This is a genomic window from Alloscardovia omnicolens DSM 21503, from assembly GCF_000420505.1.
Classification (GTDB): domain Bacteria; phylum Actinomycetota; class Actinomycetes; order Actinomycetales; family Bifidobacteriaceae; genus Alloscardovia; species Alloscardovia omnicolens.
On sequence record NZ_ATVB01000002.1, the window covers coordinates 124,316 to 150,565 of the forward strand.

19 protein-coding genes are annotated in these 26,250 nt (G+C 46.1%); 3 read left to right on the top strand and 16 right to left on the bottom strand.

Annotated elements, in window-relative coordinates; genetic code table 11:
* Positions 1-52: 52 nt before the first annotated feature.
* The 8 genes from secG to uvrA all read right to left on the bottom strand — a co-directional run bounded on the left by secG (position 53) and on the right by uvrA (position 10,709).
* Positions 53-304 (bottom strand): preprotein translocase subunit SecG, encoded by a 252-nt coding sequence (gene secG / locus G464_RS0101630; protein ID WP_026472524.1) that lies wholly within the window; start codon positions 302-304, stop codon positions 53-55.
* A gap of 64 nt (positions 305-368) precedes the next feature.
* Complete coding sequence (gene tpiA, locus G464_RS0101635) at positions 369-1,175, bottom strand: triose-phosphate isomerase (RefSeq protein ID WP_026472525.1); 807 nt, start codon at positions 1,173-1,175, stop codon at positions 369-371.
* 124 nt (positions 1,176-1,299) lie between these two features.
* Positions 1,300-2,499, bottom strand: coding sequence for a phosphoglycerate kinase (locus G464_RS0101640; protein ID WP_021618373.1), 1,200 nt, complete (start codon positions 2,497-2,499; stop codon positions 1,300-1,302).
* A 33-nt stretch (positions 2,500-2,532) separates the two neighbouring features.
* Positions 2,533-3,492: a DNA-binding protein WhiA gene (whiA, locus tag G464_RS0101645; protein ID WP_021618372.1), complete on the bottom strand. Its 960-nt coding sequence runs from the start codon at positions 3,490-3,492 to the stop codon at positions 2,533-2,535.
* Between the two features lie 96 nt (positions 3,493-3,588).
* Positions 3,589-4,521: an RNase adapter RapZ gene (gene rapZ / locus G464_RS0101650; protein ID WP_022856478.1), complete on the bottom strand. Its 933-nt coding sequence runs from the start codon at positions 4,519-4,521 to the stop codon at positions 3,589-3,591.
* A gap of 26 nt (positions 4,522-4,547) precedes the next feature.
* Positions 4,548-5,471, bottom strand: coding sequence for a shikimate dehydrogenase family protein (locus G464_RS0101655; protein ID WP_021618370.1), 924 nt, complete (start codon positions 5,469-5,471; stop codon positions 4,548-4,550).
* A gap of 39 nt (positions 5,472-5,510) precedes the next feature.
* Positions 5,511-7,799 carry an excinuclease ABC subunit UvrC gene (uvrC, locus tag G464_RS0101660; RefSeq protein ID WP_022856479.1) on the bottom strand — a complete coding sequence of 763 codons (2,289 nt, stop codon included), beginning with the start codon at positions 7,797-7,799 and terminating at the stop codon, positions 5,511-5,513.
* 9 nt (positions 7,800-7,808) lie between these two features.
* Positions 7,809-10,709 carry an excinuclease ABC subunit UvrA gene (gene uvrA / locus G464_RS0101665; RefSeq protein ID WP_022856480.1) on the bottom strand — a complete coding sequence of 967 codons (2,901 nt, stop codon included), beginning with the start codon at positions 10,707-10,709 and terminating at the stop codon, positions 7,809-7,811.
* A 319-nt stretch (positions 10,710-11,028) separates the two neighbouring features.
* On the opposite strand from uvrA, the gene G464_RS0101670 reads away from it, so the two are divergent.
* The gene (locus tag G464_RS0101670) at positions 11,029-12,630 is read left to right on the top strand and encodes an ABC-F family ATP-binding cassette domain-containing protein (protein WP_021618367.1); all 1,602 of its coding nucleotides are present in this window, start codon (positions 11,029-11,031) and stop codon (positions 12,628-12,630) included.
* A gap of 32 nt (positions 12,631-12,662) precedes the next feature.
* Positions 12,663-13,589: a LysR family transcriptional regulator gene (locus G464_RS0101675; RefSeq protein ID WP_021618366.1), complete on the top strand. Its 927-nt coding sequence runs from the start codon at positions 12,663-12,665 to the stop codon at positions 13,587-13,589.
* Between the two features lie 525 nt (positions 13,590-14,114).
* Here the strand turns inward: G464_RS0101675 and pyrE are convergent.
* The 7 genes from pyrE to pyrB are packed head-to-tail and all read right to left on the bottom strand — an operon-like array spanning position 14,115 to position 20,456.
* Positions 14,115-14,801, bottom strand: coding sequence for an orotate phosphoribosyltransferase (pyrE, locus tag G464_RS0101685; RefSeq protein WP_021618364.1), 687 nt, complete (start codon positions 14,799-14,801; stop codon positions 14,115-14,117).
* On the bottom strand, positions 14,785-15,756 hold the full coding sequence (locus G464_RS0101690) for a dihydroorotate dehydrogenase (RefSeq protein ID WP_026472527.1): 972 nt from the start codon (positions 15,754-15,756) through the stop codon (positions 14,785-14,787). The genes pyrE and G464_RS0101690 overlap by 17 nt, the downstream gene beginning before the upstream one ends.
* A 51-nt stretch (positions 15,757-15,807) precedes the next feature.
* The gene (locus G464_RS0101695) at positions 15,808-16,644 is read right to left on the bottom strand and encodes a dihydroorotate dehydrogenase electron transfer subunit (protein WP_022856482.1); all 837 of its coding nucleotides are present in this window, start codon (positions 16,642-16,644) and stop codon (positions 15,808-15,810) included.
* A gap of 16 nt (positions 16,645-16,660) precedes the next feature.
* Positions 16,661-17,596 carry an orotidine-5'-phosphate decarboxylase gene (gene pyrF, locus G464_RS0101700; protein ID WP_022856483.1) on the bottom strand — a complete coding sequence of 312 codons (936 nt, stop codon included), beginning with the start codon at positions 17,594-17,596 and terminating at the stop codon, positions 16,661-16,663.
* Positions 17,593-18,993 carry a dihydroorotase gene (locus G464_RS0101705; RefSeq protein ID WP_022856484.1) on the bottom strand — a complete coding sequence of 467 codons (1,401 nt, stop codon included), beginning with the start codon at positions 18,991-18,993 and terminating at the stop codon, positions 17,593-17,595. Before G464_RS0101705 ends, pyrF begins: the two co-directional genes overlap by 4 nt.
* 42 nt (positions 18,994-19,035) lie before the next feature.
* On the bottom strand, positions 19,036-19,467 hold the full coding sequence (locus tag G464_RS0101710) for an aspartate carbamoyltransferase regulatory subunit (RefSeq protein WP_022856485.1): 432 nt from the start codon (positions 19,465-19,467) through the stop codon (positions 19,036-19,038).
* A complete protein-coding gene (pyrB, locus tag G464_RS0101715) occupies positions 19,467-20,456 on the bottom strand; it encodes an aspartate carbamoyltransferase (RefSeq protein ID WP_022856486.1) in 990 nt (329 codons plus the stop codon). The genes G464_RS0101710 and pyrB overlap by 1 nt, the downstream gene beginning before the upstream one ends.
* Positions 20,457-20,934: 478 nt before the next feature.
* Here pyrB and G464_RS0101720 point away from each other — a divergent pair, with 478 nt between their 5' ends.
* Positions 20,935-22,995 carry a cation:proton antiporter gene (locus tag G464_RS0101720; protein WP_022856487.1) on the top strand — a complete coding sequence of 687 codons (2,061 nt, stop codon included), beginning with the start codon at positions 20,935-20,937 and terminating at the stop codon, positions 22,993-22,995.
* Positions 22,996-23,196: 201 nt separating this feature from the next.
* Here G464_RS0101720 and G464_RS0101725 read toward each other — a convergent pair whose 3' ends face one another.
* Positions 23,197-26,250, bottom strand: a complete 3,054-nt coding sequence (locus tag G464_RS0101725) for a bifunctional [glutamine synthetase] adenylyltransferase/[glutamine synthetase]-adenylyl-L-tyrosine phosphorylase (RefSeq protein ID WP_022856488.1) — start codon at positions 26,248-26,250, stop codon at positions 23,197-23,199.

Consider the following 26,250-nt stretch of genomic DNA (forward strand, 5'->3'; position numbering starts at 1 on the left):
GGACTCACCCTCTCGAGTGAGTCCCCACAATAAAATCTCTATAGAAAGAAGCTTAAGCTCCCCAACCGTACTTCACCATGAAGTCCAGAACAATAATCAAAGCAATCCAGATTAATGCAATGGTTACGGTAATGCGGTTCAAGTTACGCTCTGCCACACCAGATGTTCCAGCATTTGCAGAAATACCTCCGCCGAACATATCGGACAAACCGCCGCCCTTACCCTTGTGCATCAGAATAAGCGCTGTGAGCATAACGCTCAGAATTACAACGATAACTTCGAGTGTTACCTTAAGAACGAACAACCAGTTCATTGCACCTCCAATAAAAACCTCTTTAAGAATACAGTAGAGCCTCGAAAAATCAAAACTAAACGCGCTTTTTAGCTGCCTTGTGCGTTAAGCGAATAATAGACGAGAATTCTTCTGGGTTCAGGCTCGCTCCCCCAATCAGGAATCCATCCATATCGCGTGCCTCGTTCATAATTAACGTCGCGTTCTGCGCTGTTACGGAGCCGCCGTACAAAATGCGCACAGTTTGCGCGGTCTCAGGAGAATACGTACGAGTCAAGTGCGTGCGAATAGCTGCAGCCGCATCTTGGGCGGACTGCGGAGTGGCTACTAAACCGGTGCCAATCGCCCATACTGGTTCGTACGCGATAATCATTTTGCGCGCATCTTCTTCGGACAAATCGCGGGTAATATCTTCTACCTGGCCCACTGCATAATCAAGTTCAATACCTTCGCGACGTTCTTCATACCCCTCGCCTACGCATAAAATTGGTTGCATGCCGTCAGCTAAAACAGCACGAACCTGATCGACGAGGTTAGCATCGTCATCTGAGTGGTAGCGGCGGCGTTCGGAATGTCCAACAAGAACGTAACGGCATCCTAAAGCCGAGAGCATATCGGCAGATACGTCGCCGGTAAAAGCTCCTTGAGCGGTAACAGATACAGTCTGAGCGCCGTAATCAACGTGCAAACGGTCGGCTTCAACGAGAACTTGTACGCTGCGAATCGAAGTAAAAGGTGGAAGTAAAGCGATATCACAGTCTTCGTAATCAAAGTGAGCGTCGCGCAGCAACCATGCGAGTTTTTGCACAAAATAGGTTGCTTCGCGATGATCAAGGTTCATCTTCCAATTGCCCACAATAAGGGGACGTCGTGTGCTGCTCATATTGTGCTCACTTTTCTGTGTACGTGTATAAAAAAGAGTACGTGTATAAAAGATGGCAGCTATACGCTGTAGAAAACTACGCACAGCTGCCATCATAACGTCGCCTCTAACGTTATCGCCGCTCTTAGTCGAGAACGCTCAAACCTGGCAAAGTCTTACCTTCGAGGAATTCGAGGGAAGCTCCGCCGCCGGTGGAAATATGAGAGAACTTGCTCTCATCGAAACCGAGGTTACGCACTGCAGAAGCAGAATCGCCACCACCAACAATGGAGAATGCGCCGTTATCTGCTGTAGCGTCAATCAAGCCCTGAGCCACAGCGCGGGTACCACCTGCGAAGTTTTCGAACTCAAATACGCCCATAGGACCATTCCATACAACAGTCTTGGAATCAACAATCTTGTCGTGGAAGAGCTTCTGAGATTCTGGACCAATATCCAAACCAATCTTGTCTGCAGGAATAGCATCCGCAGCAACAGCTTCATAAGCGGTGTCTGCAGCGAAGGCATCAGCAGCCAAAATATCGGTTGGAAGAACGATTTCTACACCGTTTTCCTTAGCAGTTGCTAAGTAGCCCTTAACGGTTTCAACCTGATCTTCTTCCAGCAAAGACTTTCCTACTTCATAGCCCAAAGCCTTGAGGAAGGTGAAGACCATACCACCACCGATAACCAAACGGTCAGCCTTGTTCAAGAGGTTGGAAATAACGCCGAGCTTGTCAGATACCTTAGAACCACCCAAAACAACAGTTAATGGACGCTCTGGGTTGTCGGTTGCCTTAGACAGAGCAGTAACTTCCTTTTCAACAAGTAAACCTGCTGCAGATGGCAAATCGGTTGCTACATCGTAGTTAGAACCCTGAGCACGGTGAACAACACCGAAGCCATCAGAAACGAAAGCATCGCCCAAAGCAGCAATCTTCTTTGCATAAGCAGCGCGCTCATCAGTATCCTTGGAGGTTTCTTCCTTATTGAAGCGCACGTTTTCGAGCAGAACAACATCACCATTGTTCATAGCTGCTACCTTAGCCTGAGCATCTTCACCATAGGTGTCAGCTGCCAAAGCCACAGGAGCGTCTAATAATTCACCCAAGCGAGCTGCTACTGGAGCCAAGCTGAGCTCTGGAACAACTTGTCCCTTTGGACGGCCCAAGTGTGCCATAACAATAACCTTCGCACCCTGTTCACGCAGCGCGTTAATTGTTGGCAGTGCAGCGCGAATACGACCATCATCAGTGATAGTCGTACCATCGAGTGGTACGTTAAAATCAGCACGAACAAGCACACGCTTGCCAGACAAATCACCCAAATCTTTGAGAGTCTTCATAAGCTTCCTTTCTATTGTCGCTCTTTATGAAGTTTAGTTCTTTTCCGCTGCTGCTGCACGCTGTTTCTCAACCTTTGTTGCCAGCTGTAGCAGACGACGGATTCGACCTGCAATGGCATCCTTCGTAATAGGAGGATCTGCCAAACGGCCAAGTTCTTCCAAACTAGCATCGCCATGATCGAGGCGAAGCTGACCGGCTGCGCGCAAGTTCTCAGGAATATCATCGCCCAGAATTTCGAAAGCTTTACGCACTTTTTGACTAGCTTCTACAGCAGCCTTAGCGCTACGACGCATATTAGCGTCATCGAAATTTGCCAGACGGTTTGCCTTGCCTCGGCTCTCTCCTTCTACGCGCTTGCCGCTCCATTCGCGGGCAGTTGTATTTGCACCCATCAAAATAAGCATGCGTTCAATAACATCAGGATCGCTTAAACGCACACGTACAGATGAATGGACGCGATGAGGTTTTGTAGTAATACCGAGACGACGAGCAGCAATAATTAAATCGTTTACTGCCTCAACGCTTGGACATACGATTTCCAGAAGGCTTGATTTTCCTGGATCGCTCAAACGTCCTTTGGCGAGGAATGCACCACGCCAAGCGGCTTTGACCTGAGCAATATTACCTTGAATATGGGCAGGAGCTATGCCATGCACTTCCATAGAACGCTGATCGAGAAGGCCGGATTGAAGAGCGAGACGCTTACCATCACGCGTAATAGCAACAAGATAATATTCTACTGTTTCGCCAGAAGGTAAGGTTGATGTTCCCTTACGCAACTCCGCATCGTATCCCCAAATCTCACGAATAGAGCTTTGAAGCCAACGCGCTGCGGTTGCGCTGGTGAACTGACTGACAACAATAGGAATATTTTTAACGACCTGAATACCGCCACCAAAGCGCAACATAGCTGAGACTTGAGCTTGCTTGGCTAATGACGAGTCATCAGTGATTGCTGCGAGTTCGTTTTTGACCTCGTCGAGCAGTGACACGGCGCCTCCTTGGGTTTTGAAAGCAAATTATCCGAAGTTTAGTGTAACCATAACCGTGGATAGATTATTTTCTTGATTATTTCTTGACAAAAGTCGTTAGTTGTGACGCATTCTTTCTAGCTCTCGTCCAGATACGGTTACTGTTAAGCCGTTCGCTTTGAGACGTTTTGCTAGCTCGTAGCTCATGGCTACAGAGCGATGCTGCCCGCCTGTGCAACCAATTGCTATCGTAACGAAATGCTTATCTTCACGCGCATAACCATCTAAAGCGATGTTTAACGATTTTTCGATAGCGTCTAAGAACTCCGTAGCACCTTGACTGTGTAAAACATAGTCCGATACTGCTTCATCCATACCGTTGAGAGCACGTAAATCTGGCACCCAGAAAGGGTTAGGAAGGAATCGAACATCAAAAACAAAATCCGCATCGGATGGAACACCGTGCTTAAAACCGAAGCTGAAAATATGCACATTGACGGTTTTGGCGCCGGTTCCTACAAGAGATTCATACAGCTGAGTTGAGAGCTGATGAATACTTGTGCGGGATGTGTCTAAAATAATATCTGCTCGCTCTTTGAGTGCACCGAGAAGTTCGCGTTCCTCATTAATACCGTCAATAAGGCGATTTCCATTTTGGAGGGGATGAGGACGTCGCACAGATTCGTAGCGTTTAACGAGAACGTCATCACTAGCATCGAGGAAGAGAATGCGCGTTTTTACGTCTAAATCCTCTAAATGTGCAAGAACTTGGCTGAGATCATCGAAATAGCTGCGTGAACGTACATCAATAACTGCAGCAAGTTTATGCACTTTCGAACCAGATGAGGTCATCATATCAACTAACGGAATGAGCAGCATTGGAGGAAGATTATCGACCACATACCAACCGATATCTTCTACACTGTCTGCAGCGCGTGAACGTCCTGCACCAGACATGCCTGTAATAAGCAGAACCTCAAAATCATTGGTGCTGTTCTGCTCGGTATCGGTGGACGAGATATACTCTGTGCTATTCGTGTGTGAGACCATCTTCTCCATAGCTTCCTAGTTTAGCGCTAGAGCTGTTCAAATAATGCAGTTTTCATATGAGCGAACGCAGTATCAATAACATGACGTACTGGCAGATGCGTCATATAAGCGACCTGTGCCAGAGCCTGACGCAACAGCATATGCTCTCCCCCGCGCACAATCGCCTCACGTGCGCTCAGTGATTGCATCAACTGAGTAGGGCGAGGATCATAAATAACATCGAGCAGATGCTTATTAGTAAGCGAAATATTTGCAGCAAGATTATTGATTTCTTGAGCAAGACCATCGGTAGCATGAGCTGGAACTGTAGAAATAATAATGTCTGACTGCTGTATGTGCTTAACAGCACTACCCCACGGCTGCACATCAATGTGAGCCTGTGACTTCTGATAAGAACTCATTTTTGTGCGCATAGCCGATGCTTGCTCAGCATCCGCTGCACAGATGACAAAGTCTCGAGCTCCTATTTCAATCAGTGCTGCCATAGCAGACATTGCTGTTGATCCTGAACCAATAATGCATACGCGAGCATCGCTTGCGTTGCCAATATTGAATTCGTCAGCAAAAGTGAGCTTTACACCATCAACATCAGTGTTATACAAACTAATATGTGGCATATTCTCATGCTGAGGATTGCTACGTTGCCAGTCAAAAACAGCTGTATTACTCACTCCTAAGAAAGCTACGCGCTCATCGCTGACTTCACCAAATTCCAGAGCTTTCTGTTTCAGTGGCATGGTCATGCTCACGCCCGCCCATGAATCATTGATGCTTAAGAAGAAATCTTCGAGTGTTTCGGCAGTAATATCGTGGCGACCATACTGCCAATCCGTTAACTGCAAGGCTTCATACGCCGTGTTGTGCAGTACTGGTGAAAGCGAATGCGCAATAGGTGAACCGAGAACAGCTGCTTGGTTACCTGTGCTGGAAGATGTGTTATCTGCGTTCATAATTCCATACTCTTGAGTCGTCTGGACGAAACGGTTTTTTTATTCTTCGGATTGTTCCACATGCAGAGCTTTATAAAGCACTTCTGCTTTGGATTGGCCAACACTTTGAACCTGCAGGAAGTCTTCTACGCTGGCTTCACGCATGGCACGAACAGAACCAAAGTGATTGAGCAGTTTCTTTTGGAAAGCTGGACCAATACCAGGAATATCATCCAAAGCCGAGCGTAAAGCTCCTTTTCGCCGTGTTTTACGATGATAGGTTATAGCGAAACGATGAGACTCATCGCGTACTCGTTGCAGTAAATACATTCCTTCGGATTGGCGCTTCAAAATAACTGGATAATCATCGTCCGGTAGCCATACTTCTTCGAGTTTTTTGGCCAAACCGCATACTGCTACATCATGAACATTGCAGTCCTGTAGTGCTTTTTGAACTGCTTTGACTTGAGGCTGACCACCATCAACCACAATGAGATTTGGCTTGTATGCGAAACGACGACGGTTTGTATCCTGCTGGACAACATCATTCAGCTGCGTTTTTTCAGCGCGTTTCTCATCTTCTAAGCTCTCCCCTGTATCGCCCGAAATATTACCATGCTTAAAACGTCGCGTCAGAGTTTCATAGATAGCAGCAGTATCGTCCACAGCTCCTTGTCCATCTGAACCACGAATAGCGAAGTGACGATAGTAATTTTTCTTAGCTATGCCATCTTCGAAAACAACCATCGACGCCACTTGGAAAGAACCACCAGAAGCGTTGGAAATATCAAAACATTCAATACGTAGCGGTGCTTTGTCTAACATAAGAGCATCTGCAATATCGTTCAATGCTTCCGAACGAGCAGCTAAATCAGTAACTCGACTAGATTTAGCTCTTTTGAGACTTTGCTGAGCATTTGCTGTAGCGCGGTCAAGAAGTGTCTTTTTCTCCCCTCTTTCAGCTACTCGAATAGTAACCGAAGAACCGCGAAGAGTACTCAGCCATTGTTCTAAATCATCCACACGGTCGGGAATAAAAGGCACAATAATCTCACGCGGAATAGGAGAAATGGGTGAGAGTAAATCGTTACGCCCCGTCATTTCTTCACGCTCGCGGCGTTGTTTTGTTGCCTGAGCGCGGCTCATACTGTCTGTGGCAGTTGCTTGCTGGGTTGGAGCTAGAGCGCTGCGGTTTTCTGAAACTTTAATAGCCGCAAGACCTTGCTCGCTCGTTCGATCATCTGCCTGTTCCTCCACAGCAGCTGAATAGACCTGAGTGATGAGATCACTGAGTAATTGAGCGTTGGTTACATCTTCCACACGTTCAACAGACCATCCGCGTTCACCGCGAATAGTGCCAGCACGTACGAAGAAAGTATGCACGCTGGCTTCAAGTTCATCAGTGTCGATACCAATAATATCTGCGTCCACATCGGAGGAAAAAACAACAGCATTTTGTTCAAGAACCGAATCTAAAGCAGTTATTTGGTCGCGCAGTTTTGCTGCTTTCTCAAACTCGAGTTCAGCACTGGCTTCCTTCATTTGGGCTTCTAGAGTTTTGCGGAAAGACGACCCCAAGCGGCCAGTGAGAATGGCTACTAATTGTTCGCTCATCTCTCGATGTTTTTGCGCAGAAATTCGCCCCACACATGGTGCGGAACATTTACCTATATGACCGAGTAAGCATGGTCTGCCAGTTTTTTGTGCTTTATTAAAAATAGCGGGAGAACATGTGCGCACAGGGTATGCATGAAGCATGGAATCTAGGGTTTGGCGCATATTCCATACTTTGGCATAAGGTCCAAAATAGCGTGCTTTACGATTATTTTTATTACGAGTAACCCACACGCGCGGATATTCTTCTTTAATAGAGATGGCTACGTACGGGTATGTTTTATCATCACGAAAAACAACATTAAAACGCGGATCGAATTCTTTAATCCACGTATATTCGAGGGTTAAAGATTCTAATTCTGTGCCCACCACAGTCCATTCGAGACTGCGAGCTGTGAGTACCATATTTTGAGTGCGAGGATGCAGTCGGTTCAGTGGCTGAAAATAATTAGAGAGACGGTTACGTAGGTTTTTTGCTTTACCTACATAAATAACGCGACCATCTTCATCTCGCCACTTATACACACCAGGATTAGCAGGAATATCGGAAGTTCTCGGTCGGAAAAGATCGCGGGTATCTCCTAAGAGAGGCGCTCCGTTAGCATTAACTCCTGTTGATTGTTCAGAAGCATGCTCAGATGAAGCACGAGCCGTCTGCTCAGCAGAATCTTTAATCATCTGCTGAGCCGTTTTGCGCCATACTCCTGGAGAATGTTTTTCAATGAGAGAGCTCATGTACTTCCTCTATTGCTTTTTATGTTTAGTTAACAGCGGTTTAAGGAACTTACCTGTCCAACTATCTGGCACATCTGCGATATGCTCAGGAGTACCTTCAGCTACAACTGTGCCGCCACCGTCACCACCTTCTGGACCCATATCAATAATCCAGTCAGCGCTTTTAATAACATCAAGGTTATGTTCAATAACAATAACTGTATTTCCTTTATCGACCAAACCTTGTAGAACAATCATCAGCTTGTTCACGTCTTCAAAATGCAAACCAGTGGTTGGCTCGTCAAGAATATAAACTGTATCGCCGTTAGAACGTTTCTGAAGCTCAGTAGCTAGTTTAACACGCTGACTTTCTCCACCCGACAGCGTTGGTGCAGGCTGCCCTAAACGGATGTATCCCAAACCAACATCTACGAGGGTGTCGAGGTAACGCGCAATAGCAGGATATGATTTGAAGAAACGTGCAGCTTCTTCAATAGGCATATCAAGAATATCGGCTACAGATTTTCCATTATATTTCACTTCTAAAGTTTCACGGTTATAGCGTTTGCCGTGGCAAACCTCGCAATCGACATAAACATCTGGTAGGAAGTTCATTTCGATTTTGATTGTTCCGTCTCCGTGGCAGGCTTCGCAACGACCACCTTTCACATTAAAGGAGAAACGACCCGGACCATAACCGCGTACCTGTGCTTCAGGTGTTTTAGCCAAGAGGTTACGGATTTTATCCCACACACCGGTGTAGGTAGCTGGATTGGATCGAGGGGTGCGTCCAATAGGATTTTGATCAACATGAATAACCTTATTGACCTGGTCAACGCCTTCAATACGGATATGTTTACCTGGAACAATGCGAGCGCCATTGAGCTTATCTGCCAAGACCGGATACAAAATCGAGTTAACCAGTGTTGATTTACCGGAGCCGGATACGCCACTGACAACTGTGAGCACGCCTAATGGGAAAGCAACATCTAAGTTCTTTAGATTATTTTCGCGCGCTCCCACTACTTTCAGGTTTTTTGTTTTGTAGACGCGGCGACGTTTCTCAGGTACGGCAATTTTCTTGCGGCCAGCAATATACGCACCTGTAATGGAGCGACCTGCTTGAGTAATGCCCTGAGCGTGACCGGAATAAATAATTTCTCCACCATGTTCGCCGGCTCCTGGACCAATATCGACTAACCAGTCTGCAGTGGTAATAGTGTCTTCATCGTGTTCTACGACGACGAGGGTATTGCCTAAGTCGCGCAGTTCATGCAAGGTGTGAATGAGTCGTTCATTATCGCGTTGATGTAGGCCAATAGATGGTTCATCGAGCACATACATAACGCCTACGAGACCTGAGCCGATTTGGGTTGCTAAACGGATGCGTTGTGCTTCTCCGCCGGAGAGTGTGGCGGCTGCACGCGAGAGAGTGAGGTATGTGAGACCTACGTTGTTAAGGAATCCAAGACGTGCACGGATTTCTTTAACGATTTCTGTGGCGATGAGTGCTGCTGCGCCGTCGAGGTGGAGATTATTAATCCATTCGAAGGCTCGAACAATAGGCATATCGCATACATCAATAATGTTTTTCTCGCCTACGGTTACGGCTAAAACTTCTGGCTTAAGTCTTTTACCTTTGCATACTTGGCATGGCACTTCACGCATATATGCTTCATAGTATTGACGCATATTGTCGGAGTCTGTTTCGTCATGGCGACGCATCATGGAGCGCACAACGCCTTCAAAGCCTGTGGAGTATTCTCGTATGCGTCCCCAACGGTTTTTGTAGCGCACATTCACTTTGAAATCGTGACCGTGCATAATAGCATCGCGAACATCCTCATCGAGCTTATTCCATGGGGTTTTCAGGCTGAAGCCTAAATCATCGGCTAAGCCTTCGAGTAGATGCATGTAATACTCTGACTGAGTTTTAGAGGTATTCCATGGCTCAATAGCGCCTTCTTCTAAAGATTTGGTAACATCCGGCACAACGAGTTCTGGATCAATTTCGAGTTTTGAACCAATACCAGTGCATTGTGGACAAGCACCATATGGTGCGTTAAAAGAGAAAGTGCGTGGTTCGATTTCATCTAACTCTAAATCATGACCGTTAGGACAGCTACGGTTTTCAGAGAATGGTTGACGTCGAGCAGGATCTTTCTCATCGAGATCTACGAAATCAGCAATAACTAAACCGTGTGATAAACGTAAAGCGGTTTCCACCGAATCAGTTAAACGCTGACGTATCCCCTCTTTGAGAGCTAAACGATCAATCACCACTTCAATAGTATGCTTATTCTGCTTTTTGAGTTTAATCTCGGAATTTAATTGTACGAGCTTGCCGTCAATTAAAGCGCGAGCGTAACCATCGGCACGCAAGCTATCTATCAGCTCAACAAACTCACCCTTGCGTCCGCGCACAACAGGAGCAAGGATTTGGAAACGTGTGCGCTCATCATGTTTGAGTAAAGAATCAACAATAGCTTGAGGAGTTTGTGCAGTAATCAGTTCACCGCATACTGGGCAGTGAGGAATACCTGTGCGGGCAAAAAGCAAACGTAAGTAATCGTAAACCTCTGTAATAGTTCCCACAGTAGAACGAGGATTACGGTTCGTTGTTTTCTGGTCAATAGCAACAGCAGGGCTTAAACCATTGATCATGTCTACATCTGGTTTATCCATTTGACCTAAGAATTGGCGCGCATATGCAGATAGAGATTCCACATACCGACGTTGACCTTCGGCAAAGAGAGTGTCGAAAGCAAGCGACGATTTTCCAGAACCAGATAATCCGGTAAAGACTACCATTTTATTGCGTGGAATTTCCAGATTAACGTTCTTCAAATTATGTTCTCGTGCGCCTTGAATCACGATTTTGCGGTCTAAAGGCACATCGTTCAAGTTTTCGATAATAATATCCTGTGTCACTATCATCTCCTCAATATATCGGATTACATTTTAACAAAGTATTCGAACAAATTTTCGAAAAATATCTATGATGCTTTCCTTCTCTTGGCGTTATGAATATGCTCGACCTCAAGTGAGTGTTGGTAGTATGTACCCCTCGGTATGTAGTGTTCTCGCTCTTTTCGCGTGTTTCTACTACTATCGAACTCAGTTTGTGAGCACATTTATATGGGCGTTTCGACTTGCAGGTAATTACGTTGAGTGATTGGCGTTAAGTAATTACTCAGAGCGACGTCTTCGAACAGTGTTCTCGGGTGATATGAGGTTTTTGAGGTAAAGAATGGCTATTTCTGCTCAGGGTTTGGAAATTCGTATTGGCGCTCGACAATTGTTGGCGCCCACAGATTTTCACGTATCTGCAGGCGATCGCATTGGTTTAGTAGGCCGAAATGGTGCAGGTAAAACTACGTTAACGCGCGTTATTACGGGAGACATGTTACCAGCTGCCGGCAAAGTAACCTATTCAGGCAAGCTGGGATATTTGCCTCAGGATACTCATGCAGATGATCCTGAACAAACAGCTCTAGACCGTATTATGTCCGCCCGTGATATTGCTACTATCGTTTCGCGTATTCGCAAAGCCGAGCGCGACATGACTAATCCAGATCCCGATATTATGAGCAAAGCCATGCGCCGTTACGACAAGGCGATGCAGGATTTTGAGAATGCTAACGGCTATTCTGCACAGTCCGATGCCACTGTTATGGCTGAAAGTTTGGGTATTAGTCAAGATGTTCTGCCCCGTCAGCTTGGAACACTGTCGGGCGGTCAGCGTCGTCGAATTGAGTTAGCGCGAATCTTGTTTTCCGATGCCGACACCCTGATCTTGGATGAGCCGACAAACCACTTGGATGCTGATTCTATTGAATGGTTGAAAAAGTATTTGAAGAGCTATGCTGGCGGTTTTCTTGTTATCTCTCACTCCACTGAATTACTGGGAGAAACAGTGAATAAGGTGTGGCATTTAGATGCTCAGCGCGCTCAGATTGATATGTATTCGCTTGGATGGGCAGCATATTTGAAGCAACGTGCAGTGGATGAAGAACGTCGCCGCCGCGAGCGCGAAGTGGCTCAGAAGAAGGCTGAGCGTTTGATGCAGCAAGGTATTCGTTTGCATGCGAAGGCTACGAAGGCTGTGGCGGCTCAGAATATGATGCGTCGTGCTGAGAAGTTGTTGGAAGAGACTGAACCGATGCGTAAGAAGGAGAAGGTGGCGGATTTGCGTTTCCCTACTCCTGCACCATGCGGACGCACTCCTATTATGGCTGAGGATATTTCGAAGGCTTTTGGTTCGAATATTGTGTTTGCTGGTATTAATTTGGCAGTAGATAAAGGCTCACGCGTTGTTATTTTGGGTTATAACGGTGCGGGTAAAACCACAACTTTGCGTATTTTAGCTGGTGTAGATGAGCCAGATACTGGTGAGGTGAAACTGGGACATGGCGCTAAGATTGGCTATTTTGCTCAGGAACATGATACGTTGAATACCTCGGCAACTGTTTTGGAGAACTTGCAATCTGTTGCTCCTGAGTTGGATGATACGCAGGCGCGCACTATTTTGGGTAGCTTCCTGTTTTCCGGTGATGATGTGATGAAACCTGCAGGGGTGCTTTCGGGTGGCGAGAAAACTCGTTTAGCGCTTGCTACTTTGGTAACGTCTAAGGCGAATGTTCTTTTGCTTGATGAGCCGACAAATAATTTGGATCCTGCTTCTCGTGATGAGATTTTAAGTGCTATTTCCAAATATGAGGGGGCTATAGTGCTTGTTACTCACGATGAGGGGGCTGTTCAGGCGCTTAACCCTGACCGCGTTCTTCTTCTGCCAGATGGCGATGAAGACTTATGGAATGATTCCTACTATGATTTGGTTGCTTTAGAGTAATTTAGTAAATACTGATTGATAGTCTTAGCATTATGACTCTTCTTCAGCTTCAATATATTGTGAAAATCGTGGAATGCGGTTCCATGAACGAAGCCTCACACGCTTTATATATTTCTCAGCCAGCGCTGAGCTCTGCAGTTAAAGAACTTGAGAAAGAGATGGGTATTGAGATTTTCACCCGCTCTTCTCAAGGTATTGCTTTAACCGTTGACGGCGTTGAGTTCTTGCAGTACGCGCGTCAGATTCTTGATCAGACTGAGCTGATGAAGGAACGCTATAAGAACACGAAACCTCGTAAACAGTTATGCCAGGTATCGACCCAGCATTACATGTTTGCTGTAGAAGCTTTTGTCGATATGATTAACGCTTCTGATTCCGAAGAATACGAATTCTCTATTCGAGAGTCACGTACTCGCGAAATTATTGAATCAGTTGCCAATATGCGTTCAGAAATTGGCATTTTATATACCTCTGATTTTAACCGTAACGTTATTAATAAGCTGCTGCGCGAAAAGCACTTGGAATTCCATCCGCTTTTTACAGCAGGTTTGCATGTATTTATTTCACGTGAAAATCCTCTCGCATCGCGCAAAAAACTGACCATGGACGACTTGAAGCCATACCCATTTATTCAGTTTGAGCAAGGCGAAGAAGGAAGCTTCTATTTCGCTGAAGAAGCACGCTGGCCAGAATATGCGTCCAAACAAATTAACGTAACCGATCGCGCAACCATTTTGAACTTTATTGTGGGGTTGAACGGCTATACCATTTCCTCTGGTATTGATAACGAAGATTTAAATACAGAAAAAATCGTGACCATTCCACTTGACTGCGATGACCGTATGCTGGTTGGTTGGATTACTAACGAACGCGCTCGCCTTTCACATGCAGCGAATAATTATGTAGAAAAACTCAAAGAAGTTATTCATCGTCACGGATACGAAACGATTGAAGATTAATTCATATGTATACATGGTCGGTGGCATGCGCCACCGACCATCCTTTTTAATCTCAAATGTGCCACAGTCGGTAATTCTCGAAACATCGTATAACAATAGGTACTCCTACAATAAATGCCCATCCCCATGGCGTTCCCCATAAAGCTATAGCATAAAGACATACAAGCACACCTATATGCCTAAGAAATAGCCCTGTTTTATCTTCTGCTTGCACAATACATAAATCATTAAAATAACGATTGCAGCATGTATACTCCAGAAAATTACAGGCAAGGATTGGGCGAAACCATCGAGCACTTCTCCATACGCAGCAAGAGCACAACCTGCATAAATACAAAAACGAATTCCTGTATCGAACTTATACATGATATGAATCTTCCGAATGGAAGCACTCTAGTATTGTGCCTCACACGATATATCACATCACTGTGAATGAATATTATGTGCCATTATTCTAGTTTTTTTTGATGAAAAAACGCAGGGAGTATTGTGAAAATACTCCCTGCGAGATTCAAAAAATTTATTTTATGCGCCGTATTGCGTAAAATACTCGTCAATCTGTTGCGAGATGTCGTCAGTAATAACTGCTGAACCATCAGCATGACGTAATTCACGCGCAGCGCTAATAATATCGTGAATAGTTGCGATAGCAAAAACAGGGAAACCGAACTCATCTTCTACAGCTTGAACAGCAGAAACATCGGAATCCTTGGTTTTTTCCATGCGGTCAACAGACAAAACTAAACCAACAACATCAACATCTGCAGCTGCCTTCAGTTTAGGCAAAACCTCACGTACAGCAGTTCCAGCGGTCATCACGTCATCTACAAGAAGAACCTTCATGCCGTCACGAAGCGGTGTGCCCACAAACATGCCGCCATCACCGTGATCCTTGGCTTCTTTACGGTCAAAAGTGTATCCCACAGCACAGCCGCGCGCCGAGCTTAACGCCATAGACGTGGTAACTGCCAGCGGAATGCCCTTATAAGCAGGACCAAAAACAGTATCAAACTGTTCTAATTTGCCGCTGGACTGTGCTGCTTCAATAGCAGAAGCGTAAAACTGACCCAAACGAGCAATACGGTCACCGTCATTAAAAGAACCAGCATTAATAAAATATGGGGACTGACGTCCGGACTTCAAAGTAAAAGAACCGAACTTTAACGCCTGACTGTCAAGCAGAAACTTCGTAAAATCAGTTGATGCACTCACGGTACTCTCCCTTATTATCGTGAATATTAATCCAGTTATTGCCTTCAGCTAAGGCAGCAGCTAACTCAGGTCGCTCGTCTAAAAGCTCCTCCAACTCGCAGGCAATACGAACAGGTGCAGCAGGATCTACTAAAGCCGCCGAACCAACTTCCACAGCATTTGCTCCAGCATAGAGGAATTCTAAAGCATCCTCACCGGTAAAGGTGCCGCCCATCGCAATAATCGGAAAATCATGGAAAGTCTGACGAATTTTATACACCATCGCCACAGCCATCGGATGCACCGCTGGCCCCGATACGCCGCCGGTAATATTAGCCAGAATCGGTCGCCCTGTGCGCGTATCAATACGCATGCCCACGAAAGTATTAATCAGAGAAACAGCATCGGCACCATTGTCTGCTGCGGCACGCGCAATCGGCACCACATCATCCACATTCGGCGTGAGCTTAATAATCATCGGTTTATCGGTCAGCGGACGCAAACGCTTAAGCAACTTAGCCAACGCCACCGGATCCTTCCCCACCGACGTACCAGACTTCACATTCGGGCAACTGACGTTAATCTCCAACATATCCGCGTCAGAATCGGCGAGTTTAGCGACTACTTCAGCAAAATCGTCATCGCTATGCCCTGCCACATTAGACACAACAGTGGCGCCCATTGCCTTCAAACGCGGCAAATCATCCTCAAGATAATGATCTACACCTGGGTTTTGCAAACCCACAGAATTGACCGTACCGGCTGGGGTTTCCGCAGTTCGTGGCGCAGGATTACCCTCCCACGGCACAGGAGACACACCTTTTGTAGATACAGCACCGATAACAGCTGGATTGTAATACACCGAGCAAGCATCGAGATTATACGTGCCAGCAGCTGTACCGATTGGGCTTTTCCATTCAACACCAGCCACCACAGTGCCATGCGTAAACGTGTATGGTTTGGTTGCGTCAAACATCTCCATTAGTTCCATCCCCGCTTAATTCTATTGCGCTTAATTCTATCGCGATTAGTTCCATCCCAACTCTTCGCGCGTAAAGACTGGACCATCAATGCATACTTTCTTGTTGCCATCAACTGTTGGCGTAATACACACCACGCACGTTCCGTATCCGCAGCCCATGCGCTCTTCCAAACTCAACTGAGCTTCTACCCCATGTTCACGCGCCCATGAAGCCACTGCTTTCATCATGGGATGTGGACCACAGGTTAAAATATGCACGTCCGATAAATCAGGACGACCGTCTTGCTGGGCTTGCTGCTCACCTTGCTGCTCCTCTAACCAGCTATTGAGCAAATCAATCACATTGCCCTGAGCATTGTCAATACTGCGCACATCATCGCAATAACGTGCAGCAAAATCATCAGCAAAATGCACATCGCGATACCCATACATAGCTGTGCATGTTGCATCCGAACGGCCAGCCAATTTTTCAGCCGCATGCAGAACCGGTGGCACGCCCAAACCACCGCCAATGGTTAAATATCGTCCCGGCGCGCTTAAATCGAAAGGCTTTCCTAATGGTCCGAGAATATCGATGGAATCGCCGACGTGAAGCTGTGCAAACTCAGCAGTACCGCGACCGACCACAGCAAAAATAAAGCTCACCTCATCACCATTAATCTCAGCAATGCCAAAAGGTCGTGGAGAAATCTGCTGATTATTCTTCGAATACAAGTTCGCAAACTGTGCAGCCTGACCATGCTGAGCAATATATTCATCGCGTACAGTTAAACGCACAATACTATCAGTAAGTAGCTCATGCCCTACAACCTCAACGGTACGGCGTGATGGCAGGTATCCTTTGCCTTCAGGATTAGTCTTAAGGAAGGTTTGGGCAGTCATAGTGTCCTTACATTAGTTAGGCGCGAACGCGAGCGATATCGTTTTTCATAGCGAGCGCGGCTTGGCGAGCACTGGTAGCAACTAGATTAAGTGCTTGTAGTTTAGTTCTGATTGTTTCCGCTTCATCTGTGTGCTTCCATGCTCCAATAATACCGCGAGAGGAGTTAATAAGTGCGCCTAAACCGTTTTCGTCAAACAGCCCTGCGAGGTCATCAGCTGTTCCTCCTTGTGCGCCGTAACCGGGAACAAGGAAGAAAGTATGCGGCATGAGGGTGCGCAGCTGCGCGCCCAGAACAGGATGTGTAGCGCCAACGACTGCGCCAACACGTGAATATCCGTACTTGTTGTCGCGCGAGTTTTCGCCCCACTGCTCGACCAGTTCGGCCACTTGAGTAGCAACAGTATGCGCGGATCCGTCTACCCGCAAATCTTGCAGTTCGTTCGAGCTTGGGTTGCTCGTTTTCACAAGAACGAAAATATCTTTATTACTGTTATTAGCAGCCTGTACGAAGGGAAGAATACCGTCGGAACCTAAATAAGGATTTACAGTAACTGCATCTTCATGCCACACATCTGTTGAGCCAACACCATTAATACTTGGTGTGCCTTCTATATGTGCTGCATATGCTGCTGCTGTGCTGCCAATATCTCCGCGCTTAATATCGCCTAGCACGTAGAGTCCGCGAGTCTGTGCATATTCATTGGTGCGCACATACACGTCTAGTCCTGCAGGTCCGAGCGCTTCATACATAGCAATTTGAGGTTTTACAGCGGGAACAATATCGTATACAGCATCAATAATGGCAATATTAAAAGCAAAGTAGGCTTCCGCCACGTCACGCACAGTACGAGCACCGTTCAATAGTATTGGAGGAATTAGTGCAGGCTTAGGATCTAAACCGACAACACTGGGATTATCTTTAGCAATAATCGCATCAATTAAGGCTCTCATGCCAATTCTTCTCCTTCGCTGAAGGCATACTCACCCAAACGTGAATAGGTCATAACAGCATTGCATACAGTAGCAAGCACACGTCCTCGCACAGACCACGCGTTAAAAGGGGTATTGCGTGCTGCAGATGCAAAATTATCGGCACGAATGATCCACTGCTCATCAGGAGCAAGAATAACAACATCAGGATGTTGTCCTGGAATATCTGTTTGAGATAAATCGTGCGTAGTATATGCGCGAATTTCTTCGCTTGTAAAATCAATCTGAGCGTTATGAGCGTGAGCGTAACCTGCAATATCAAAGCTTTCTGCACCCAACAGTCGATTTGGTTCCACAGACATCAGCTCAATAAGACGAGAATCATCAATATAGCCAGCTTCTACAAGCACTTTACGCAAAACTGGGTATGCTGTTTCCAAACCAATAATTCCGTTAGGAGCGGTGAGCATAGCGTCAAGAGCGCCGAAACCTTTCTCCTGAGCAGTATGTGGCGCATGATCAGTTGCAATCATATCGACAGTACCGTCGCATACTGCTTCCAAAGTTGCTAAACGATCATGAGCAGAACGCAAAGGCGGATTCATTTTTGCGTACGTTCCGTATTTTTCTACGTCGGAATCATCTAAAGCTAAATAATGTGGCGCTGTTTCGCAGGTAATATGTACACCATCATCTTTTGCCTGACGGATAGCTTCAAAAGCTGCTGCCGTAGACACATGCTGTAAATGCAAATGCACGCCTGTTACACGTGCAATATGAATATCGCGTTCAACAATAGCAAGCTCAGTATCAGCAGGAATACCTGGTAATCCAAGACGACGTGAAGTGTCGCCCTCATTCATTACGCCGGTTTTATGATGCTCGCAATGGTCAATAAATGGGAGCTTATAATCCACACAGTTGCGCACTACGTCATCGAGAGTGCGAGCCGTTACTGCAGAACCATCGTCCGACATGGCTACAACTGGGTGATTAAAATGCCGTTCTCCCCCAGCGCGCATATCTTTCCAATCAGCAGGATCAGATGCCTCATCTCCGCTGCGCCCCTTTGAAGCAGACACGCATAAGGAGTAACGCACAGGAAGATTACCGCGATACTCCAAATCTTCTAAAGCATTCACACCGTCATATGTGCAACCATCTGCAGCAGGCTCAGTATTAGGCATAATCAACACATTCGTGTATCCACCATGAGCCGCTGCAGCAGCACCCGACTGCATAGTTTCTTTATCTGTTTGACCAGGATCGCGGAAATGAACGTGAGGATCAGCAAAACCAGGAGCAATCATCCACTCACTGGCATTAAAAGAACGGGTAGCATCCTGCCCATCTGGAACACGCACGGTAATATTTTCACCGGTATCCCATACGCGAATATTATGCAAAATGACAGTCATAACTACCCCTTCTTTCGTTCCTAAGATTGTACCGATAAGGCTTTACAGTTTAGCTTCTTCGTCACAGTAATCGCAACGATACTGCATGCCCAAAGCATCTTCATGACCACGCACCAAATGGAACTGCTGCTTAATACCACGTTCAGTAGAAGTTACGCAACGAGGATTAACGCAGGTAATAATATTAGTAACGTGCAAAGGCAGCACAGGCTTTTCTTTGGACGTAATAGAACCGTCGTGCACAATATTGACCGTAGCAGTTGGCGCAATCAGAGCCAAAATATTAACGTCAATAACAATATCGCTTTCAATTTTAATAATGTCTTTTGTGCCCAGCGTTTGACTATCGGCATTCATAATAAGAGCTAAACGTGTTTTACGAGGATCAATGCCCAAAAAATCAAGTACTTTTAAAGCATGACCTGCTGGAACGTGGTCAATAATAATACCATCGTGAATGCTTGTAACTTTCATTAGATACGCACCTGCTTTTCCATCTCTTCAGCGTTATATCCTGGCAGTTCATCGCCCACAACCGAACTTTCCAAAGCCATACGCATAAGCATACCGTTCTTAACCTGTTCAAAATACAAAGCGCGCGGATCATCATCAACATCTACAGCAATCTCATTAACTCGAGGCAAAGGATGAAGAACCGCTAAATTCGAACGACCGTGAGACAGTTTTTCAGCATCTAAAATATAGGTATCGCGCAAACGCAGATAATCGTCTTCGTTAAAGAAACGCTCCTGCTGCACGCGCGTCATATACAGAACGTCCAAATCGCCAATAACATCGACCATATCGCGCACTTCAATATAGGAGCATGACGGCGTTTCGTTAATACGATCAATCACGTATTGAGGCGTGCGCAACTCCTGAGGAGAAATAAGCACAAAATTCACATCGCCATAACGACACAAAGTTTCAATAAGCGAATGCACGGTGCGTCCGAAAGTTAAATCGCCGCACAAACCAACAGTCAGCTTATTTAAGCGACCGAAATGATTGTATATCGTTGATAAATCAGCCAATGTTTGAGTAGGATGCATATGACCGCCATCGCCCGCATTAATAACTGGTGTATCCACTGCCTGTGTAGCAACTAAAGCAGCACCTTCCTTAGGATGACGCATTGCCACTACATCTACGTAGTTCGACACAGTTTTTAACGTGTCTGCAATCGTTTCACCTTTAGAAGCAGATGATTGGCTTGCTCCCGCAAAACCAATAACCTGACCGCCTAAACGCAGCATAGCTGTTTCAAAACTCAGACGAGTACGTGTTGATGGCTCATAAAATAAAGTGGCTAATACACGTCCGTCACATGTATGAGCCACTTCTTTTCGATGCGAATCAATATATCGAGCTTTTAATAATAAATCATTAATTTGAGGAACGGATAAATCATCCAATGTAACAACACTCATTCCAGCTAAGGAAGAGCTTAACTGTGCAGACATCGGGCACGCCTTTCTGTGGAAACCTCATACAAAATCGAGATTTCATACGAAACTTTTCATACGAAACTTTTCATACGAAACCAAAATTCCATACAAGAACCGAGGGGCACTGCATGCGCTGTGACCTCATTAAGGGTAGTGCAAAAATAAGACAAGATAACAGGTGCGTGTTTGTGAGGGGTGTGTGGCTAACTATCTCCGAAACGTCCATCTTAAGCAGTCAAGCTATTTTCGAACCGTCAGTCCGGCACTTATTTTATGTCGTACTTTGCGCCTGAGTTTGTCTCGTAGGTTGTGCAACTTTCGTACAATATTTCGTACAACTTTCGTGCAACTTTTGTGTCTTGTGCTCCCCTGTTTTGGCGCTCTTTCCTTTATCATAGAAAGTGACGTTCACAATCATTCAGACGCTCGTTGCGAGCGCGAATGATGAGCGTTTCAGCGCAACGTTCATGATCGGGAAAGTAGCCTGCTTGTTATGGGATCGTTTTTACTCATTATTCAAATCGGTATAGCCGTAGTTATTTCATCCCTGCTAAGCCCCTATATTCCTCGTGTGTCTATGCCGCTGGTACAGATTTTTTTGGGTATTCTGTGGTTCTTTATTCCTGGTTTGCCGCTTATTAACTTGGATTCGGAGTTCTTCTTACTCGTTTTTATTGCGCCGCTGCTGTATTTTGAGGCAATGCATATTTCCCGTTCGGGTTTGCGTAAAAACTTGGGCATTACGCTGTCTTTGGCTGTGGGATTAGTGCTTTTATCTATTGTTATTGCTGGTTATACGCTCACATTTTCGATGGCTGATATTCCTTTGGCTGCCGCTTTTGCCTTAGGTGCTGCTTTAAGTCCGACAGATGCTGTGGCGGTGTCACAAATTGGCGCTGATGCTCAGCTGACCGAGCGTCAAGAAACTGTTTTAGCTACAGAAAGTTTGTTCAATGATGCTTCCGGTATTGTGAGCTTCCAGTTTGCTTTAGCTACTTTGATTACTGGAACGTTTTCGCCTCTGAAGTTTTCGCTGAACGTGCTTTACAGTTTTATTGGCGGCGCTGCAGTAGGCGCTGTACTGGGTATTATGCTTAATCATTTGATTGTTTGGTTGCGTCGTATGCGGTTGGAAACCACGACGAACCGTATTTTGATTGAACTGATGTTCCCCCTGCTTGTTTTTGGGGTTGCTGACGATATTTTTGAAGCTTCGGGCGTTATTGCAGTCGTTGCCGCCGGTTTGGTGGCACGCTACCATCGCGTGGGTGTGGGTGAAGATTTAGCTGAAGTCAACCGCGTCTCGGGTGCAGTGTGGGATGTGGTTGCTTTCGTGCTCAATGGATCTGTTTTCGTTCTTCTGGGTATTGAGCTGCCTTTGGCTATGCGTCAAACGATTGTGAACGATAAGGTCAATACTGTGGGCATGGTGCTCACTGCTATGGTCTTGTGCATGGTGCTTTATCTGGTGCGTTTCTTCTGGATAGCGGCAACCTTACGTACTACAAAGTCTCATGAAACAGGTTTGCGCCGCAAAATGACTAAAGAACGTTGGCATTCTGCTGCTGTTATGACTTTTAGTGGAGCTAAGGGAACTATTTCGCTGATTTTGGCGTTTAGCTTGCCTTCACAGCTTGATACTATGACGGACTTCCCTGTTCGTACGGCTTTCCTGTTTATTGCTGCTGTTTATATTATTCTTTCTTTGTTGATTGCCAATATTATTGTTCCTATTTTGGCGCCTGCAGAAAAAGATGAGGATGGTCATAAATTCGCTTTGGCTAACTTGGAGATGCTTAACCGTACGCTGGTGGCTATTTCGCGTATTGATAATCCAGATCAGCATATAGCGATTGAAGCTGTGATGCGTTCGTACAATGCGCGTATTGCGCGTCAGCGTGGCAAAGTGCTGACTCCTGAAGAATTAGCCACTTTGCATTCTGCTCGTATTGAAATGCGTCATTGGCAAAGTACGTGGTTGGAAAATTATGCACGCCGCAACCCGCAATATACCGATGCATGCCAACGTCTGTTGGCGCCTATTGAATACTCCTTGACGCATGACGGGGCTGGATGGTTCAAACATGTGCGAACTCGCATGTACTTTTTGCGTTTGAAAACTGTGGTATGGATTCGTGTTATGCGGGCAGCTATTCGATTCTTGTGGACGCGCACAGTGCAAGTGACCACGCGTTCAGAAGACGTGGAGTATAGGCGCTCGGAAGTAACGCGCATCCAGTTGCAGTTATTACAGGACTCGATTCACCATGCTTTCATTTTGATTAATTATGATCAGGTGCCGCCGGTAGTGGGTTCCACGATTGTGAGTGAGTTGCGTACCTTGATTAAGAGCTTGCAGATGCCTTCGATGGCTAAGCCGGGCGCTACCACTTTTGAATCTTTCCCTCATCAGTTTAACGAAGTGCTTTCTCAGGCCTATGCCATTGAGCTAGAAACTATTCGTACGATGGCGGATAAGAAAGAGATTACTCGCGAACAAGCTCGTACCATGCGTCACAATGTATTCCTTATGCAGTCAGATTCTGTGGCTTAACTAGAGTGATTCACGCACGAGAGAAGGATTTTAGCAGCTGTTCCTCACAATCAGGCTTCAAACTGCGTTACACTCGATAATCTCTTGCCCTCACGCATTCTGCTTAACCGATTAACACACCTGTTATGCCAGTTTTGATGCACAAGATGGCTTCAAAACTGGCATATCGGTTGCGCGTATCGACTTCACGCATGAAGAGGGTTATTCACGCCCATAAAACAGACGATTGACCACATCACGGCATTTGCGCATAACACCAATCACATCATCCATAAACTGCAAACCGCGGTGTGCTTCGTGACCTAAGCATACGGCTAAACCGCCCATATCGAAGTAATCGTCAGGAATAATATCTGCCTGCTGGGCACGCCCTGACCATAAGAAAGAGGCATTACGTAAATCAGTGCACAACTGCCATGAATGACGCAAAATCTGGGCATCATCAGCACGAATAACACCATGTTTTTCTAAAGCGTCTAAAGCATCAATAGTATGCGTGGTGCGAACGTCCTCCCATTGAGCGGCATAACGCAATTGCAGTAATTGCACAGTCCATTCCACGTCGGACAATCCGCCACGCCCCAGCTTAATATGCCGATCATTGCGTACTCCGCGCGGCAAGCGCTCAGCCTCCATGCGCGCCTTCAATTGGTGAATACTATGCGCTTCTTCAGCAGTCACACCATCCGCACTATACCTGAGCGGATCAGCTATCTGCGCAATAAAACGCGCGCCCAGCTCCTGGCAACCAGCAGCCACACGAGCGCGCAGCAAAGCCTGCCTCTCCCACGTCTGCGACCAGGAAGCATAATACTCGCGGCAAGAGTCGAAAGAACGCACAAGTGGACCGTTCTTCCCCTCAGGTCGCAAATCCATATCTACATCAAGCTTCTGTTCAGTTCCGGCTAAATCAGTCAAAATAGAGCGAATCACATCGGCTTGAGAACTAGCGAAAGACCGTGCAATATTATCGCTCACACCGTCTGCGGCTTCGTAAACAAGCGTCACATCGGCATCAGAAGAAAAATTGACTTCTTCCCCACCGAATCGTCCCATCGCAATAACAGCCATCCGTGCTGGAGCTTCGTCATAGTCGCCTTGCTTCATTAAATGAGTGGTTGCCCACTGTAAGCTAGCATCCAGTAAAGCATCATAGACGCGCGTCATAGCGCGTAAAGCTTCTTGAGAATTAATAACGCCACTCATCCACGATAAGCCCACGCGCTCAATCTCGCGGCGTCTCATCGCACGCAACAAGGTTGAAAACTCCACTTGAGAATCAGCAAAACGGCTTAACATCACCGACGTACGAGTGGCGAGACTATCGTGTGACCGTGGCTGCAAACTTTTGTCATCGCCCAACCATGTGGTAGATTCAGACGACTTCATTAAGGCTTCACTCAAATACCGAGAATTAGCAAAAATATGACATAAACGTTCTAAAGCCGTAGGCGAATCACGCACAAAACCAAGATAAGGACCGGAACTTCCAATAGTTTCCACCCAACGTCGCCACATCATCAACCCCATATCAGGGTTTTGACCAATGCCCACCCACAATAAAATCTGAGGCAATAAAATATGATTAATACGGCTAGCGCGCGAAATGCCTGAAGTTAACGCATGAACATGCACCATAGCAGCATCTGGATCGGCAAAGCCCACAGATTCAAAACGCTGACGCATAGCCTCATCAGACAAACGAATATCATCCTCAGACAGAGCCGACAAGTGCGGCAACATAGGACGATAATAAATATCCATATGCAAGCGACGCACTTGCAAACGCACAGCATCAAAACGCTCCACCAATTGAACAGCTGTTAATCCCACAGCTCGCGATAAACGCACAATATCGGGATTTTCAGCAATATCGCGTTCACTTATATGGCGAGTTCGCGTAAAAATATCTTCATGAGCACTCGAAATCTGTGGGAATAAATGAGTGCGTTTCATTTTCCATAACTGCTGACGATGCTCTAATACGCGCAAGAACCTGTAATCTTGCGATAAATTTTCAGCCTGCTGACGGTTAATATAACCGCCCTGAGCCAAATGCTTCAGCGATGTCAATGTGTCTTTCGTTCGCAAAGTTTCATCGGTGCGACCATGCACAAGCTGTAGCATTTGCACAGTAAACTCCACATCGCGCAAACCACCCTTACCCAGCTTAATCTCACGGTCTTTATGATCCAACGGAATATGTTCTTCAACGCGCGTGCGCATAGCGCGGCAGTCATATACAAAGTTTTTACGAGCAGAAGCAGACCACACAAGCGGTGTAATCATATCGAGAAAATCAGCGCCAACTTGCATATCTCCCGCAATAAAACGCGCCTTAAGCAGAGCTTGAAACTCCCAGTTTTCCGCCCACTTTTCATAATATATACGCGCTGATTGCACAGTGCGCACCAAAGCTCCAGCCTTACCTTCGGGGCGCAAAGCAGTATCAATCTCCCACAGAGCGGGAACGCTGACTCCAGGAATAACAGCAGAACAGACAGCTTGTAAAACCGAGCCAATCTGGGTACCCACAACAGTAAGATCGCCATGAAAATCATCTGTTTTGTCTACAAGATAGACCAAATCAACGTCGGAAACGTAATTAATTTCTTGAGCGCCCAGCTTACCCATACCAAAAACAGCAAAACGACATTCTGCTGCCTGAGGAACTTTATACTGCGCAATCTTCAAAGCTGCACGTAAAGTATCATCAATCAACGCGCTTAAACGTTGAGAAATAACAGGCTGCACGTCCAAAGGATAATCGCTTGCTACATCGTCAGCGGCAATATGCAGTAAGTTTTTCCAATAGGTTATGCGCAAATCCTGCACTTGCTCAATATAGCTGGCGCTCTCATCAACATCAAAAGACTGTTGAGGTTCAGCTGCCTGAAAAACTTCCGTCACCAAAGAAGGTTGAGAACTAAGAAAATGCCCTAGTCCATCGGAGGCACCACACAAAGCTACAAGCCGTGACATTTCACTGCTACGGGCAGTAAAAAACGTTGTGCTAATATCGCTCTTCTGCTCTGCTAATTTCTCAGCAATATCGGCAACATAACGCATTGCTGTATCAGGATTATCCGCGTTCGAGGCATAACCTAAAATATCGACCACAGACCATGCACACGTATAGCGTGATGCTACTGCATCGAGACAGCGATGCAAGCGTTGTGCATCATTGAGCGCATGATTAATCTGTTGAAATCCTGTGCGAATGAGTTGCGTTGACGATAGCGAGAAATCATCCAT

Bases quoted from the DNA above. Each gene is read 5' to 3' on its own strand.
- tpiA (WP_026472525.1), bottom strand. From the start codon at position 1,175: ATGAGCAGCACACGACGTCCCCTTATTGTGGGCAATTGGAAGATGAAC.
- G464_RS0101640 (WP_021618373.1), bottom strand. From the start codon at position 2,499: ATGAAGACTCTCAAAGATTTGGGTGATTTGTCTGGCAAGCGTGTGCTT.
- rapZ (WP_022856478.1), bottom strand. From the start codon at position 4,521: ATGGTCTCACACACGAATAGCACAGAGTATATCTCGTCCACCGATACC.
- G464_RS0101655 (WP_021618370.1), bottom strand. From the start codon at position 5,471: ATGAACGCAGATAACACATCTTCCAGCACAGGTAACCAAGCAGCTGTT.
- uvrC (WP_022856479.1), bottom strand. From the start codon at position 7,799: ATGAGCTCTCTCATTGAAAAACATTCTCCAGGAGTATGGCGCAAAACG.
- G464_RS0101670 (WP_021618367.1), top strand. From the start codon at position 11,029: ATGGCTATTTCTGCTCAGGGTTTGGAAATTCGTATTGGCGCTCGACAA.
- G464_RS0101675 (WP_021618366.1), top strand. From the start codon at position 12,663: ATGACTCTTCTTCAGCTTCAATATATTGTGAAAATCGTGGAATGCGGT.
- G464_RS0101690 (WP_026472527.1), bottom strand. From the start codon at position 15,756: ATGTTTGACGCAACCAAACCATACACGTTTACGCATGGCACTGTGGTG.
- G464_RS0101695 (WP_022856482.1), bottom strand. From the start codon at position 16,644: ATGACTGCCCAAACCTTCCTTAAGACTAATCCTGAAGGCAAAGGATAC.
- pyrF (WP_022856483.1), bottom strand. From the start codon at position 17,596: ATGAGAGCCTTAATTGATGCGATTATTGCTAAAGATAATCCCAGTGTT.
- G464_RS0101705 (WP_022856484.1), bottom strand. From the start codon at position 18,993: ATGACTGTCATTTTGCATAATATTCGCGTATGGGATACCGGTGAAAAT.
- G464_RS0101710 (WP_022856485.1), bottom strand. From the start codon at position 19,467: ATGAAAGTTACAAGCATTCACGATGGTATTATTATTGACCACGTTCCA.
- pyrB (WP_022856486.1), bottom strand. From the start codon at position 20,456: ATGTCTGCACAGTTAAGCTCTTCCTTAGCTGGAATGAGTGTTGTTACA.
- G464_RS0101720 (WP_022856487.1), top strand. From the start codon at position 20,935: ATGGGATCGTTTTTACTCATTATTCAAATCGGTATAGCCGTAGTTATT.
- G464_RS0101725 (WP_022856488.1), bottom strand. From the start codon at position 26,250: ATGGATGATTTCTCGCTATCGTCAACGCAACTCATTCGCACAGGATTT.